A 14,666-nucleotide genomic window follows, 5' to 3' on the forward strand; every position below is an offset into this window, starting at 1 on the left:
ACAACTTCCGCTCCGGCCCCGGAAGGTCCCGCCCTCGCCGGGGCACCCCGGCCCCCCGTCCCCGGCGAACTCGCGGAGGCCGTGGCGCACATCAACCGGGCCGCGTCCGGTGGGGAGCCGCAGCGGGCCATGGTGCTCGCCTTCCGGCTGCGGGAGCACGCGCTGCGCAGCTACGGCGAGGAGCACCCCTACACCCTGGAGGCCCGTGACCTGGAGGCGTACGTCGCCCGCCTGGCAGGCAATTACGCGAGCGCAACGGCGATCTACTGCGACCTCGCCCGAGTCTGTCAGCGGCAGGGCAACCCCCGCGCGTACGGATTCCTCAGGCGCGCGGTCGGCAACTGGCAGATGCTTACCGACCCGCAGGCGATGCGGGCCCATGGCCGAGTGGTGCTCGACATCTGGTCCGCGCTCGCCGCGGAGGCCGGACCGGCGGCCGACGACATGGCGCTGCCGCGCCGAGTCCGGATGCGGCTGGCTGCGCTGGCACCCACGGCAGGCGACTGACCAGCAGGATCAACATCGCATTGACGCCGTGTACGGCAGCCCCGGCGCGGGTCCCGCCCGGGTCAATTGTGACCGGCGTCACACTATCCGGTTGGTTCGATCGTGAACTTCCCCCGCTGAGTGCGCATCTAATTCCTCGTAAAGCGCACTAGTACCTGGTTTACCGGGATACGACCGTTTCATGCCCTTCGTGCGGCCCGATGGCGCGCCGTTCCGAGGTAATCGGTCGTCAACGCCACGTGGATCTCCCCTCACAAAACTCACCACCTCGTGAGGGGGCCGCTGTGGCGAGTCCCGAGGCCAGACCGCCGTCGCCGGCGGTTCGAATCGAGGGGGTACAACCGTGAGCTGGACAGTTCTGGGGTCTGTCGGCGCGGCCAGCGCACAGGAACGGGCGACTCGGTCGCTGTACGAACAGCACGCCCGGCCCTTACAGGGCTATGTGCTCCAACTGCTCGGCGGAGATCTGCAACGGGCCGAGGACGTGGTGCAGGAGACGCTGCTGCGCTGCTGGCGCAATCAGCAACTGGTAGGCGGCGGGGGGCAGGACCTGAGGCCGTGGCTGTTCAAGGTGGCGCGCAACCTCGTCATCGACGACTACCGCCTCCGCAGGGCCAGACCCAAGGAGGTGGACGGCGCCGCCTGGCTGGAAGACGTGCTCGCCGATAACGACGACGTCGACCGGGTGCTCTCCTCCCTGGTGCTCGTCAAGGCGTTCCGGTCGCTCTCGCCCGCGCACCGGGAGGTGCTGTACGAGACGTACTACACGGGCAGGTCGACTCGGGAGGTGTCGCTTGTGCTCGGAATACCGCCGGGCACCGTCAAGTCGCGGCTGTACCACGCGGTACGGAAGCTGCGGCAGGCTCTGGGCGTCACCGAATCCGTCGACGGGAAGCCCGTGCCCGCGGCGAACTAGCCGGCAGCGGGCAAGGGACAGCTGTGCCCCTGTCGGCTGAGTGCTGACAGGGGCACAGTTGGTCGCGCGTTCGGAACCGTGGCGTCTGTGGCCGGCCGCAGTCGGACCGGGGTCAGCCGACGGGGACCCGCCGGGCGAGCGCGGTGACCTCCAGGCGGCCGTTGTCCACCCAGGTGCGCAGCTCGTGGGTCTTGTGAGCGGTGTTGGCCGGCGGTGTGACCTGGAGATAGTTCACGTGACGGGCTCCGGAGGTGCCCGCGTTGGCGTGGGTCCAGGAGACCACGGCCTCGACGCTCTGGTTGTTCTTGAGCGTCAGCGTCTTCTTGCCCGGGTCCTGCGCGTAATAGGTGTCGCCCCAGCGGACCGACGAGCGCAGCGTCCGGTGCCCGGAGTCCTCCAGGCCCAGCCCGGGGTAGCCGCGCACATTGCAGGTGTGGCCGCTGGTGTTCTTCAGCTTGAGGACGACGCCCTCGTGGTTCATCCCGCCCCCCAGCTTCTGCCCGAACGAGGCGGTCAGCCCCGACGTCCGGCAGGTGGGCACCGTGGAGACGGCCTGGCTGCTGAGCGCCTGCGCCGCCCCGGCGCCCGCGAGTCCGAGCCCCGCTGCCGCGGCGACGGCCAGACCGGCGGCGCCGAGCCGGGTGAGGCCGCGCCCCCTTGCGGTGCTGGTCTTCTGCTGCTTCCCGGTCATTGTGGTCTTCCCCCTCTTGATCGAGCACTCGTGCGCTGTATGGGAGGTCCGATGTGCTCAGCAGGTGAGAAGTTCACGGCAGGACTGCCCGCACGCTGTGACGTTACTCACATCTGCTCCCCTGTCGACGACAGCGTGCTCCAGTTCGGCGGTGCCGGACAGCAGAGTTCCCGCCTTTCGGCAGCTGGTGCTCTTGGCCGGACAGCGCCGTGCCCCTGGTCGTTCCGGTGCAGGCGACCAGGGGCACGGGCGTCCCAGGAGGCTTCAGGCGTGGCTCCTGTGGAGGCCAGACAGCCGGCCGGGAGCGCCTCCGTGGGCTCCGGAAACCGTCATCTCCTCGAACGTGGCCAACGCGGCTCCCTTCCCTTCTCCACGTCCGGGTTTTCCCGTCATGACGTGCTTCAGGATCTATTCCAGAAATGTGCCGCAACGAAAGCAAGGGAATCGGCGAATAACCCCCCGAGGGGACGGAGTTGCGGCGCCAGGGGCGCACGCCCCGGGCACGGGGCGCACTGAGCCGTCCGGAGGTCCCCGCGAGCTCAAGGCATGGCAAGGCCTGCTTGACAAAACACCTTTGTCAAGGCGTACTTGACTACATGGCACTTCCTGATCTGGACGCTCTCATCGCGGAAGTCGACCGCACCTGCGAGGCCGCGCACCGGCCCGACGGAGGTGAGCAGCCCGACTGGCTCGCACTGTTGTCGTCGGCCGCCCAACTGGCATCCCAACTCCAGGTCCTCGCGGACGACCTGGTGGAGGACTATGTGGAGCACTGCCGACTGCACGGCATCTCCTGGACGGACATCGGTGCCGCCCTCGGCGTCACCAGACAAGCGGTGCAACAGCGCTTCCACGCGCCGCACAAGAGGTACACGCCCGAGGTCCTCACCGAGGAACTTCAGCAGGCCATGACGTATATGAAGCAGGCCGCCATCCAGCACCGCAACAACTACATCGGCACCGAACACCTGTTGTGGGGGCTCACCTCGGAGGAGAACAGCGCCACCGCGCTGCTGACCGCGGCGGGCGCAGACCCCGAGAAGATCCACCGTGCCGTCGGGGACCGGCTGAGCATGGGCGCCTCCCAGGCGGCCGAGCGCATCGCCTGGACCCCGTACTCACGCAAGGCCATCGCCATCGCGGAGGAGCAGACGGAGCAGTGCGGCGCCGAGCTGATCGGCTGCGACCACCTGCTCATCGGCATCGCCGAGATCGGCCGCGGTGCGGGGGGCGGCGTGCTGATCGAGGCAGGGCTGGGCGCCGACCGGCTGCGTGAGGCGCACGCGGGCTGACCCGGGCGGATCAGCCCGCGTCCTCTTCGCGTTCGCCCTCGGCCTGGGACGGCGTGGTGCGCGGGAGGTCCGGATGCTCGGCCTTGCGGCGTTCCTCGGGCGGCATGGAACGGGTCTCCGCGAAGCCGTTGTCGCGCTCGCCCTCGGCCTGGGAGGGCGTCGGTGTCTGATCACTCATCGTGTTCGCTCCTCTCCCTCACCTTGCCGGGTACCCCACACCAGCCGGCGTTTAAGCTGCGGGTGCGTTGTGGCTGGTGGGGGTACCTCTGCTCGAAGAGCTTAGGGGAGCAGGGCCGGCAAGCGCAGCCCCCACGCGGGGCACACATGCTTAACGGAGAGCGACGGTGCGGGTGCCCCCATACGCATGCCGCGTGCGGAAGCTGAGCAGCGTACCGCCGGGTACGCGGCTGACTCGTACGTCCGGGGCGGCCCCGACAGCGCGTAGCCCCCTGCCCCGCAACAGCACGGTGAGCCGGTCCCGCCGCATGGTGGGGTCGGAAGCGGCGACGGTCACCCTTCCACGACATCCCCTCTCGCGGCGGACGAGAACCGAGGCGGGACCGTCCACCCGAACCCCCGCGACCGACTGCTCGCCGCGCCCAAAGGCGTTGACGGCCACCAGACCGAGCCCGGCGTGCCGCACCGCCTGCAGACGGGTGCTGTTGGCCAGCACGGTGACCGGCCCACTCTCAGCGCCGTAAGCACGCAGCTCCCGCTCCCCGGCATGCGGCACCAGCGCATAGGCATGGCGCCGCGCCCCCGCACCCGCCTCCTGCCGGAACGCGGCGCTGAACACCTGCCGGGTGACCGGGGTGTCGGGGTTCGCGGTCCGCACGAGCCGCCGACTGCGCGTGACGGTCTCGAGTCCGACGGTGACCGGATGGCGGCCCGCGCCGCCGGGGGAGTCGAGGAACACATACCCGACCGCCGTCCCCCGCGTCTCGTCCGCGTACCGCAGCCAGCGCAGCGGCCCCGTACCGCCGCCGTCCGGCAACCGGCCGCCGTCCGCCCGCTCCCCGCTGATCCGCAGGGTGTGGCCCGGGTCGGCGATCCGGGCGTCCACGGTGGTGGTCACAGCGCGGCCGGAGCGGTCCCCGACGCCGGCCGCCAGCACCACGATCTCGTCGTCCAGCAGGAACCACGACTTGGTGGCCCACGCGTTCCGGTAGACGGTGAAGTCGTCGGGCAGCCGGTCCCGTTCCGCGTAGGCGACATCGTCGGACTGCACCATCCCGGCCACGCCGTAGGCGCCCAGCACGGCGCCGCCGGAGTGCCGGTTGGTGCCGCGCGGGAAGTACACGTATGTGTTCTGCGACTCGGACGAGGACGTGAAGTGCAGCGGGTGGTCCGGGTTGTCGTAGTACGGCTTGCCGTACAGCTCGGGGACGGTCCTGCGCCGCTCGTCGGGTGCCGTGACCCCGGCGAGCCCGTAGGGCGGTACGGCGGTGTAGTAGTCCACACCGAACGCGTCCCGCTGGTCCTCACCGGCGAGGTAGAGGTAGTAGGCACCGTCGCCCTGGAACCAGGGCATCAGGTTCTCCCCGTTCATGTACTCGTACTTGCTGATCCGCTCCGAGCTGCGGGCCAGCGCGAAGGCGTACCGGGGGCGCCGGTGCACCGTCTTGTCCATGGCGTTGAAGGCGGTGCTGCGGGACGCCGGGTTGAGGTCGGCGGCGGGCACCGTGCCGTCAGCGAGGATCGTGGCGTGGCGCACCACCGTGAGCGGTGAGGCGAAGCGCGCCGGGTCGGGCGGGGCGGCCGAGGCCGTGGCCAGATGCTTGACGTAGCTCTTGAGCGCGGTGGCCCGCTCCCCGTCCGCGTACGCCGCGAGGTCGGTGACGGCCTCGGCGACCGCCGCACTGTCGGCGTATCCGCCGCCCGTGCGGGAGACGGCCCGGCCCTTGACGATCTCCATCATCCAGCCCTCGAAGATGACGGGAGCGAAGCCGTCCGTCACCCACCGGTGCACCACGGGTACCAGCGCCTCGGTGTTGGCGTAACCGGTCCCGTCGAGGAATTTGAGGGTCTGCACGACCCGGGTCAGCAGGGCCTTGCCGTAGGAGCCGGTATAGGCGACGGACGCGTGCTGGACGAACGACCCGTCCGCGTAGTGCCCGTCGGTGACGCCGTGTCTGAGCTGGTACGGGTCGACCGTCGCGTAGACGGTGAGCTGGTCCTCCAGGGCCTTGCGGATCCGGGCCTCGTCGCCCAGCAGGGCGCCTTGCAGTATCCGGTTGGTGGTGATGTCGGCCAGGTTGGCGCCGGTGTGGAACCGCGAGTCGAGGTCGACGTCGCCGTCCTTGCCGTTGCGCAGATACGCGTCCATGGACGCGACATAACGGTGCGTCAGCCCGGGCTGCTGCGCGGCGACATCCTCGGCGAGCAGCACCAGTGTGGCCGTGACGCTGGTGGAGATGCCGATCTCCCAGTTGAACCAGTTGCCGTAGTAGCCCTGTGACTGGTCGCCGTAGTAGCGCTCATGGAGCCGGACGAGCCCTTCGACGACCCGGCGCCGGGTGGCCGCGTCGCCCGGCGCGCCGTCGGACGGGAAGCCCGGGGTTCGGGCGGCCAGCGCGATCTCGTACAGCCGCCGGAACGAGGTGTTGAGGTTCGCGTCGCTGCTGCCCAGCGGCAGCCCGCGGAACAGTTCGTGTTCGCCCGCCGCGGCCATGTCCGCCAGATGGCCGCGCGCCGCCCCGGCGACCGCCGCCAGCTTGGCAGCCGTCTCGGGGCGCGCGTTGGACTCCGCTGTGCCGGTGAGGACGGCACGGGTGTTGCCGAGCAGGCGGTCGATGCCGGAGCCGCCGCCGTGGGCGCTGCCCGGCGCGGCGGACGCCTCGGTCGGCGGAATCGTGGAGGGGATCACCGCTGCCAGCCCGGCAGCGGACAGGAGGGACAGCACATGTCTACGCGTGAGCTCCATGGGGCCTCCCGCTGGGAGCCGGACCGGTGTTGCGCAGCCAACCAAGCAGTCAAACACCGGCAGGTGACCCCGACAAGCAGCTGCGCACGGCGGACCGGACCGCGGGCGCGCTGGCGTGGCATGCGGGGAAGCCGGACCGGTAGCAGGCACCGTTGAGAGGCCGAGGTGGGAAACGGGGTGCATGAGTATGCCCCCTAGGGGTACGCGGGGGCGTCGGCGGCACGACAGGAAGGGCGCGAAAGGCATGGCGGTACGGCACGAACGGCCTACGTACGCGGCGAGGACGGCATGAACGGCTTCACCGCGGCCCTGGCGCTGCTGGGCGTCGCGCTGCTCGCAGTCGGCGTGCTGTACGGCGCTGCCAGGACGCTGCGTGGCACGCCGGAGCCGTTGGCGGCTGGGCCGTTCGGGTCGGGGCTGGAGCCTGCCGAGCACGCGGTCAGCCGGTTCCATGTGCGCTGGTACACGATCACGATGCTCTTTCTCGCCTTCGACATGGAGATGGTGTTCATGTATCCGTGGACGCGGGTCATCTCCGCCGTCGGGCCGAGCGCCGTGACGGAGATGTTCGTCTTCCTCGCCGTCCTGGTCGCCGGTGTCGCGTACGCCTGGCGGGAGGGTGCGCTGCGATGGACCTGACAGCTCCGCTGCTGCGGGCCGCCGCCGCGCGGCCGCACATCCTGCTGGTGGCCACGCCGGGTGGCACGGCGGCCCGGCTCGCCGCCGAACGGCAGCTGAGGCTCGACGGCCTGCCGCTCGCGCCGACCCCCGCAGACGCCGGCATCCTCCTCGTCGCGGGCCCCGACTGCCCCGCCCTGCGCCCCGCGCTCGACCGGCTCTGGCAGCACATGCCGGCGCCGCGCGCGCGGGCGCAGGCCCGCACACCGGAAGCGGTCGCCGACGCCGTCGCCCGGTGCCGCATCGAACTGGCCGCCCGCCCGGCCCCTGGTCCCGCCTCCGCCCCGCCCTCGGACGGTACGGAGCCGCCCGGCGGGCTGCCGATGGCGGAGACGGCGCCGGACCGGGACGGCTTGTCGCTGGACCAACTGCACCTCTCCCTCGGCCCGTTCCTCGCCGACTGGCCATCGGGGGTGACGGTCCGCCTGACGCTGCAGGGAGATGTGATCCAGCAGGCGGAGATGGGGGAGCAGCCCGCCACTCGTGGAACCGCGCCGTTCTGGGCGGAGCCGTGGGCGCGGGCTGCGGCGGGGGAGCGGGTCGGCGCCGGGGAGGCGGCGCGGCGGCGGGCGGCCGCCCATCTGGACAGTCTGGGCCGGCTGCTGGCGCTCGCGGGGTGGGCCCACGCTGCCACAACGGCCCGCCGACTGCGGGACGACCTGCTCGACGGCGCAGCGACCGGGGCGCTCCGGCCAGCGGTGCGGCGGTTCGCACGCCGGGTCGCACGCTCCCGGACGCTGCACTGGCTGACCCGCGGCACGGGCGTGCTCGGCGCGGACGAGGCGCGGGCAGCCGGGGTGAGCGGGCCTGCCGCACGGGCCGGCGGAGATGTCGCAGCCCGCTACCGCACCTGGCTGGCCGCCGTCGTACGGGACGTGGAGCGGCTGGCGGACCCCGCGCCGCTGGACGCCGCGTACGACGAGGGCCCGCGCGGCCGGGGCGACGCGGGACAGCCGCCGTCGGAAGCGCTGCTGCGGGTGCTGCCGGGCCTGTTGGAGGGCGCCGAGCTGGCGGCGGCCCGGCTGATCGTGGCCAGCCTCGACCCCGACCCGGACGAACTGGCGGCAGCGGCACGGGAGGTGGCCTCGCGTGGTTGAGGCGGCCGGCTGGTGGCCGGTGCTGGTGGCGCCCGCGCTGCTGCTGGCCGGGGCGGTGCTGGCGGTCGCGGGGGACGCGATGCTGGCCGCGCGGTACGCCGGCCGCCCGGCCCGAGCCGCGGTGGCGGCGGTTCCGCTGCTGGAGGTGGCGCGGCTGCTGGCCCAACAGCCGCGCACGCTGCCGAAGGCGGACCGGCTGCTGTGGCGGCTGGGCGTGGTGACGGTACCGGTGGCGGCGGTGCTGTCGGTGCTGGTGATTCCGTTCGGGCACCGGGCGGTCGCCGACCTGTCCGTCGGGGTGGTCTGGTTCAACGCCATGGAGGTGCTGACCTGGGCGGGGCTGTGGCTGGCCGGCTGGGGTCCGAACGCGGCGTTCTCCCTTATCGGCGGCTACCGCTTCGTCGCCCAGGGGCTGGCCTACGAACTGCCGCTGATGTTCGCGCTGATCTCACCCGCCACCGCGGCGCAGTCGCTTGGGGTGGGCGATATCGCGGAGGCCCAGCAGGGGCTGTGGTTCGCGGTGTGGATGCCGGTCGCCTTCGCCGGCTACCTGGCGGGAGTGCTGGCGTTCGCCTTCCTCGGGCCGTTCGGCTATCCCGCGGGCCGGGACACCGCGGCAGGCGTGCTCGGTGAGACGGCGGGCGTCGACCGGTTGCTGTTGCAGGCCGGGAGGTGGCTGTGGCTCACCTCCGGTGCCGCGATGGCGGTTCCGCTGTTCCTGGGCGGTGCCGCGGGTCCAGGAGTGCCCGGCTGGGCCTGGTCGGCGCTCAAGACGCTGCTGGTGCTCGCCGTGCTGGTGTGGTCGCTGCGGCGGCTGCCGGTGCTCCGCGCCGACCGGTACGCGGAGTTCGCCTGGGTCGTCCTCGTACCGCTGACCATCGCGCAGGCGCTGGTGCCCGCGCTGGTCGTACTGGACCGCTGACGCCACACGACGAGGGAGGAACGACTGTGGACACGGTGCGGTTGGCGCTGCTGGCTGGGCTGGGGGTGCTCGCGCTGGCCGGTGGCGTGCTGGTCTTCACCTGCGACTCGATGGCCCGGGTCACCTTCGCGCTGCTGGGCTCCCTGTGCTGCGTCGGCGGGGTGGTGACGGTGCTCGGGCTGCCGTACCTGGGTGTGGCCATCGTGCTGATGATGGTGATGGAGATGGTCATCATGGCGGTCTTCATGATCGCGTACATGATGAACCCGGCCGGTCTGATGCCGATGTCGATGCTGCACAACAAGCGCGGCTCGCTCCTGGTCAGCGGCGCGGTGTTCGCGGCGCTGGTCGCGGCGGTCCTTCTGACGCCGTGGCCCGCCAGGACGGGCCCGCCGCCGCCCGACACCACCTTCCAGCTCGGCAAGGCGCTGATGGGCACGCAGATGCTGACGATGCTCGTGCTCGGTTTCGCGCTGCTGGCCACCATGGTCGGCGCCACCGTGCTGGCCACCCACCGCGGGCGGTACGACCGCTTCGGCGACGACCTCGGCCGACGGCAGGCCCGGGACCCGGCCGGGGGAGGGGTGGGGCGGTGACCTTCGAACTCGTACTGGTGCTGGCCGCCGGGCTGTTCTCCATCGGACTGTTCGGAGCGCTGTCCCAGCAGTCCATCGTCATGATCATGATGGGGATCGAGCTGATGATCGGCGGGATCATCGTCGCCGCCGCCGCGTTCTGGCACTTCCTCGCCCCGGCGGCCGACGGGCAGGTCGTCATCGTCGGGGCCGTGGTGGCGATGGCGGTGGAGATGGCCATGGGCTTCGCCGTCACCACCGCCATCTACCGCGCCCGTCAGGTCGATATGACCGATATGGCCGAGGACTTGAAAGGATGACCGGCGCGCTGCTGTGGGCGTTGGTGGCTCTTCCGCTGGGTGCGGGGGCGCTGTTGGCTGTGAGCGCCGTGTGGGAGAGGGGATGCCCCGGTCCGCCGTCTGCCGTCTGCCGAGGGGCTGTGGTTTCGCGCGCAGTTCCCCGCGCCCCTTCGGGGCGCTGTTCCGCGCTGACCGTGGCTGTGGCCACCCTCGCGCTGGCCGTCGCCGTCGCGCTCACCCGGCCGCACGTGAGTGCCCCGCTGTTCGCCGGCGTACGGGCGGGGCTGGAGGTGGACGGCCTGTCCGCGGTCATGGTGGTCACCATCGCCGCCGTCACCACAGCGGTGCTCGCCTTCGCGGCGGGGGAGCCGGGCCGGGGCGAGGACACCGGGCGGTTCCACGGGATGATGCTGCTGTTCGCGGGCGCCATGCTGGTCACCGTCACCGCGACCACGCTGCCGCTGCTGCTGATGGCCTGGGAGCTGATGGGCGCCACCAGTTGGGCCCTGATCGGCTACTGGTGGCGGCAGCCGCGCCGCGCCCGCGCTGCGGACACCGCGTTCCTGACCACCCGCACCGCCGATCTCGGCCTGTACCTCGCCGCAGGCGCCGCCATGGCGGGCGGCGTCGGCTCCCTGCGGCTGGACGCGCTGCCGGGCACCGGCGGGCCGTGGCTGCACGTGGTGAGCGCCGGCGTCGTGGTGGCGGCGCTGGGAAAGTCGGCGCAACTGCCCTTCTCCTTCTGGCTGTCCCGCGCGATGGAGGGCCCGAGCCCGGTCTCCGCGCTGCTGCACTCGGCCGCCATGGTCGCCGCCGGTGCCTATCTGCTGCTGCGGGCGCATCCGCTGCTGAACGCAACCGGCTGGGCGGGCCCGCTTGTCGCCTGGACCGGTGCCGTCACCGCGCTGGCGCTCGGCGTCGTGGCAGTCGCCCAGCGCGACGTCAAACAGCTGCTGGCCGCCTCCACCTCCGCACAGCTGGGCTTCATGGTGCTCGCCGCGGGCACCCGGGGCGGCGTGGCCGCCGGAACAGCGCAACTGGTCGCGCACGCCGCCGTGAAGTCCGGCCTCTTCCTGGCCGCAGGCGCCTGGCTGACCGCCCTGGGCACCCAGCAACTGCCCGCACTCAAGGGCGCGGCACGCGGCTACCCACTGGTGGGCGCGGCCTTCACGGCGGGCGCACTGACGCTCGCGGGACTGCCGCCGCTGTCCCTGTGGGCGGCCAAGGACGAAGTGCTCAGCGCCGCCCGCGCCGACAGCCACGCGCTGTACGCGGCCGGCCTGGCCGCGGGCGCCATCGCCGCGGTCTACAGCGTCAAGGCTCTGTGGTATGTCACCCGTTCGCAGCCGCCGGACGCGACCCCCCGGCACGAGACCGGCTACGCCACCGGCCGGCACAGCCCCCGGCACATGCCCCGTTCCGCCTGGCTGCCGCTGTGGGTGCTCGCCGCCGCCTCGGCCGTGCTCGGCGTACTGGCGCTGCCCGGGCCCGCCGGGTGGCTGCGTGCTCTCCTCGGTGCGGGCGGCGAACCGTCGCCCCACCCCTGGGAGGCGGGCCTCTCCGCAGCCGTCGCCCTCGCAGCGGCGGGCGCCGCGTGGTGGTGGCTGCCGCGCGCCCCGCGCGTCACCGTCACCACCCGGTGGGCCCAGGACTGGCTGCACCTCGAACGGGCCGCACACGCCCTGTTCGTACGGCCCGTGCTGGCGCTGGCCCGTGCGCTGGCCGTCTTCGACGACAAGGTCGTGGACGGCGCCGTCCGGCAGCTCGCGCACGGCGGGTACGCGCTGGCCCGGCTGGCGGGGCGCGTGGACGACGGCGGGCTCGACGCCGCCGTGCGTGCTGTGGCCGCGGGCGCCCGCCGGCTCGGCTCCTTGGCCCGCCGCCCGCAGACCGGGCTGCTGCACCAGTACTACGCCCAAGCCGTCGTCGGCTTCGCGCTGCTGACCCTGATCGTGCTGTTGGTGAGGTAACCCACTCGTGCTGACCGTCGTCACCTTCCTGCCCCTGCTGGCCTGCGCCGCGCTCGCCCTGCTGCCGCGCACCGTCCCCGACCGGGCCTGCCTGTGGGTGTGGATCGGCACGGCCGCCGCCGACCTGGCTCTCGTTGTCGCTCTGTGGGCCGGTTTCGACGCACAGCACGCCGGTGCCGGCGGCATGCAGTACGAGCAGCAGGTGCGCTGGATGCCCAGCGCGGGTGTGGGCTACCACGTCGGGGTGGACGGGCTGTCGCTGCCGTTGGTCGCGATGGTCTGCGTACTGTTCCTGGCGACGGCGCTCTACTCGCTGCGCGAGACGCACCGGGTGCGCGCCCTCGCCTGTCTGTTCCTGTTCCTCCAGACCGTCAGCACCGGCGTGTTCGTCGCCCTGGATCTGATCCTGTTCTTCGTCTTCTTCGATCTGTCCATCGTCGGCATGTACTTCGTCATCGCGGGCTGGGGACACGGCGAACGCGCCCGCGCCGCTGCGCTGAAGTTCTTCCTGTACACCTTCCTCGGCTCCCTCGCCCTGCTGCTCGGCTTCATCGGCCTCTACCTGGCGGCCGACCCGCACACCTTCGACCTGGTGCGACTGACCCGCAGCAACCCGCTGGCCGGGCACGGGCTGTACGCGGGCCTTGTGCTGCTCGCGCTCGGCGCCGGGCTGGCCGTCAAGACCCCGACCGTGCCGCTGCACACCTGGCTGCCGCCGGCCCACACCGAAGCGCCCGCCGCGGGCTCCGCGATCCTGGCCGGGGTGCTGCTGAAGATGGGCACCTACGGGTTCGTCCGGATCGCGATGCCGCTGCTGCCGGGCAGCTGGCGCCGGTACGCGCTGGTGTTCGTTGTCGTCGGCGTCGTCTCGGTGGTGTACGGGGCGCTGGTCGCGCTGGCGCAGACCGACTTCAAACGCCTGGTCGCCTACACCTCGGTCAACCACATGGGGTACGTCGTGCTCGCCGTCGGCGCCGCCGGAACCCTCGCCGGCACCGACACCCAGGCGCGTTCCCTCGCCGTCACCGGAGCCGTCGTCCAGATGGTCAGCCACGGCCTGCTCACCGGCGCCCTGTTCCTGCTCACCGGCGTGCTGTACGACCGGGGCAGCACATACCGGATCGACGCGTACTCCGGACTGGCCGCGCACACCCCGCGGTTCGCCGCCGCGACCGGCGTCGCCGCGTTCGCCGGCCTCGGCATCCCCGGCTTCTCAGGCTTCATCGCCGAGTTCCAGATCTTCACCGGCAGCCTCGCCTCCCAGGCCACGGCGACCGCCGTCGCGCTGCTGGGCATCCTCATCACCGCCGCCCTCTTCCTGCGGGCCTTCCGCGCCATCTTCCTCGGCCCGCCCCGGCTGCCCGCCGGAATCCAGGTCGCCGGCGTCACCGACCTGGACGCCACCGAGACGGCGGCCACCGTCCCGCTGCTCGGCCTCGCCCTGGTCATCGGCGTCGCGCCCCGGTTCCTGCTGGACGTGATCGAACCGGCCGGCCGCACGGTGACGGACCTGGTGGCCCGATGAACGAGAACGTCGCCGCGCTCATCCCCGAGACCGCGCTGGTCACCGCCGCGGTCTGCGGTCTGCTCGCCGGGAGTTGGCTGCCGCGCCGCCGGCAGTGGCCCGTCGCCGTACTGGCCGCCGCGGCCTGCGTCACCGGTCTGACCGGTGACGCGATCACCATGGCAACCGGCAGCCAACAGACCGTGTTCTCCGGCGCCTTCGCCGTCGACACCGTCACCGACGCCGGCCGGCTGACCGTCCTGGCCGCGCTGCTGCTGATCGTCGCCCTGTCCGCCGAGCCGGTACGCGGCCACAAGCGCGAGACCGAGTACTACGTCCTGCTGCTGCTGACCGGCGCCGGCACCCTGGCCATGGTCGGCGCCACCGACCTGCTGACGCTGTTCGCGGGCTATCTGCTCGCCAGCATCCCCGCCTACGCCCTCGCGGCGTTCGCCAAGGACGCCGCGGGCACCGAAGCCGCCCTGAAGTACTACCTGTTCGGCGCCTTGCTGGGCACCACGATGCTCGCCGGAGTCGCGCTGCTGTACGGCGCGGGGCACGCCACGCGGTACGCAGCGCTGCGCCCGGCGCTGCCCGGCGCCGCCTACGGGCTGGTCGCCGTCGGGCTCGTCGCCGTACTGGCCGGACTGCTCTTCAAGACCGGTGCCGTGCCCGCGCACTTCTGGGTGCCCGACGTCACCGAGGGCGCCACCGCGCCGGTCGCCGCCTACGTCACCACCCTGCCCAAGATCGGCGGGCTGCTCGCGGGTTACCGCCTGCTGCACCAGGCCCTGCCGCTGAGCGACGTCAACTGGCCGCTGCTGCTTGCCGTCCTCGCGGCGGTCTCCATGACCTGGGGCAACCTCGCCGCGTTCCTCCAGACCGGCGTCAAGCGGCTGCTCGCCTACTCCACCATCAGCCAGGTCGGCTATCTGCTGATGGCCCTCGCCGTCGCCACCCGCAGCGACCTCGCCCAGCGGGGACTGCTCTTCTACCTGGCCGCCTACGCGCTGACCAACCTCGGCGCCTTCGCCGTCGTCACCGCCCTGCCGGAAGCCCGCACGGTGCGGGACTACCGCGGGCTGGCCCGTCACCGCCCCGGCCTGGCCGCCGTCCTGCTCGTCTGCCTGCTGGGCCTGGTCGGCACCCCGCCGACCGGCGTCTTCCTCGGCAAACTCGAAGTCTTCACCGCCGCCGTCGACGGCGGCTACACCTGGCTCGCAGCGCTGGCCGTCGCCAACACCGTCGCCTCCCTCTTCTACTACCTGCGCTGGCTGGCCCCCCTCTTCCAC

At 72.2% G+C, this 14,666-nt stretch carries 13 protein-coding genes and 1 pseudogene; 11 read left to right on the top strand and 3 right to left on the bottom strand.

The features are described from left to right. Nucleotides 1-507, top strand: a pseudogene (locus ITI46_RS28285) (hypothetical protein); the annotation flags it as partial. Nucleotides 508-850: 343 nt separating this feature from the next. Continuing rightward, the gene (locus ITI46_RS28290; RefSeq protein WP_209242753.1) at nt 851-1,423 is read left to right on the top strand and encodes a sigma-70 family RNA polymerase sigma factor; all 573 of its coding nucleotides are present in this window, start codon (nt 851-853) and stop codon (nt 1,421-1,423) included. A gap of 112 nt (nt 1,424-1,535) precedes the next feature. Here ITI46_RS28290 and ITI46_RS28295 read toward each other — a convergent pair whose 3' ends face one another. Further along, on the bottom strand, nt 1,536-2,114 hold the full coding sequence (locus ITI46_RS28295; protein ID WP_209242754.1) for a DUF4232 domain-containing protein: 579 nt from the start codon (nt 2,112-2,114) through the stop codon (nt 1,536-1,538). Between the two features lie 596 nt (nt 2,115-2,710). Between ITI46_RS28295 and ITI46_RS28300 the strand changes: the two genes are divergently transcribed. Beyond that, complete coding sequence (locus ITI46_RS28300; RefSeq protein WP_209242755.1) at nt 2,711-3,406, top strand: Clp protease N-terminal domain-containing protein; 696 nt, start codon at nt 2,711-2,713, stop codon at nt 3,404-3,406. A 10-nt stretch (nt 3,407-3,416) separates the two neighbouring features. On the opposite strand, the gene ITI46_RS28305 is transcribed toward ITI46_RS28300, so the two are convergent. Beyond that, a complete protein-coding gene (locus ITI46_RS28305) occupies nt 3,417-3,584 on the bottom strand; it encodes a hypothetical protein (protein ID WP_209242756.1) in 168 nt (55 codons plus the stop codon). A 150-nt stretch (nt 3,585-3,734) separates the two neighbouring features. Then, nucleotides 3,735-6,329, bottom strand: a complete 2,595-nt coding sequence (locus ITI46_RS28310; RefSeq protein WP_209242757.1) for a polysaccharide lyase family 8 super-sandwich domain-containing protein — start codon at nt 6,327-6,329, stop codon at nt 3,735-3,737. Nucleotides 6,330-6,617: 288 nt separating this feature from the next. Between ITI46_RS28310 and ITI46_RS28315 the strand changes: the two genes are divergently transcribed. The 8 genes from ITI46_RS28315 to ITI46_RS28350 all read left to right on the top strand — a co-directional run. Continuing rightward, nucleotides 6,618-6,968: an NADH-quinone oxidoreductase subunit A gene (locus tag ITI46_RS28315; RefSeq protein WP_209242758.1), complete on the top strand. Its 351-nt coding sequence runs from the start codon at nt 6,618-6,620 to the stop codon at nt 6,966-6,968. Next, on the top strand, nt 6,959-8,104 hold the full coding sequence (locus ITI46_RS28320) for a hypothetical protein (protein WP_209242759.1): 1,146 nt from the start codon (nt 6,959-6,961) through the stop codon (nt 8,102-8,104). Before ITI46_RS28315 ends, ITI46_RS28320 begins: the two co-directional genes overlap by 10 nt. Further along, entirely contained in the window at nt 8,097-9,026 is a 930-nt protein-coding gene (locus ITI46_RS28325; RefSeq protein WP_209242760.1) for an NADH-quinone oxidoreductase subunit H, read from the top strand. The genes ITI46_RS28320 and ITI46_RS28325 overlap by 8 nt, the downstream gene beginning before the upstream one ends. Before the next feature lie 35 nt (nt 9,027-9,061). Then, nucleotides 9,062-9,622: an NADH-quinone oxidoreductase subunit J gene (locus ITI46_RS28330; protein ID WP_209242765.1), complete on the top strand. Its 561-nt coding sequence runs from the start codon at nt 9,062-9,064 to the stop codon at nt 9,620-9,622. Continuing rightward, nucleotides 9,619-9,921: an NADH-quinone oxidoreductase subunit NuoK gene (locus tag ITI46_RS28335; RefSeq protein ID WP_209242761.1), complete on the top strand. Its 303-nt coding sequence runs from the start codon at nt 9,619-9,621 to the stop codon at nt 9,919-9,921. The genes ITI46_RS28330 and ITI46_RS28335 overlap by 4 nt, the downstream gene beginning before the upstream one ends. Further along, entirely contained in the window at nt 9,918-11,870 is a 1,953-nt protein-coding gene (locus ITI46_RS28340) for an NADH-quinone oxidoreductase subunit 5 family protein (protein WP_209242762.1), read from the top strand. Before ITI46_RS28335 ends, ITI46_RS28340 begins: the two co-directional genes overlap by 4 nt. A gap of 7 nt (nt 11,871-11,877) precedes the next feature. Then, nucleotides 11,878-13,395, top strand: coding sequence for a complex I subunit 4 family protein (locus ITI46_RS28345; RefSeq protein ID WP_209242763.1), 1,518 nt, complete (start codon nt 11,878-11,880; stop codon nt 13,393-13,395). Then, nucleotides 13,392-14,666 (top strand): NADH-quinone oxidoreductase subunit N (locus ITI46_RS28350; protein ID WP_209242764.1); only part of this gene is annotated, 1,275 nt, incomplete at its 3' end. The genes ITI46_RS28345 and ITI46_RS28350, both read left to right, overlap by 4 nt.

The sequence above is a fragment of the Streptomyces oryzae genome (assembly GCF_017676365.1).
Lineage (GTDB): Bacteria > Actinomycetota > Actinomycetes > Streptomycetales > Streptomycetaceae > Streptomyces > Streptomyces oryzae.

Coding starts and splice junctions, on each gene's coding strand:
- ITI46_RS28295 (WP_209242754.1), bottom strand. CDS start 2,114: ATGACCGGGAAGCAGCAGAAGACCAGCACCGCAAGGGGGCGCGGCCTC.
- ITI46_RS28300 (WP_209242755.1), top strand. CDS start 2,711: ATGGCACTTCCTGATCTGGACGCTCTCATCGCGGAAGTCGACCGCACC.
- ITI46_RS28305 (WP_209242756.1), bottom strand. CDS start 3,584: ATGAGTGATCAGACACCGACGCCCTCCCAGGCCGAGGGCGAGCGCGAC.
- ITI46_RS28310 (WP_209242757.1), bottom strand. CDS start 6,329: ATGGAGCTCACGCGTAGACATGTGCTGTCCCTCCTGTCCGCTGCCGGG.
- ITI46_RS28315 (WP_209242758.1), top strand. CDS start 6,618: ATGAACGGCTTCACCGCGGCCCTGGCGCTGCTGGGCGTCGCGCTGCTC.
- ITI46_RS28320 (WP_209242759.1), top strand. CDS start 6,959: ATGGACCTGACAGCTCCGCTGCTGCGGGCCGCCGCCGCGCGGCCGCAC.
- ITI46_RS28340 (WP_209242762.1), top strand. CDS start 9,918: ATGACCGGCGCGCTGCTGTGGGCGTTGGTGGCTCTTCCGCTGGGTGCG.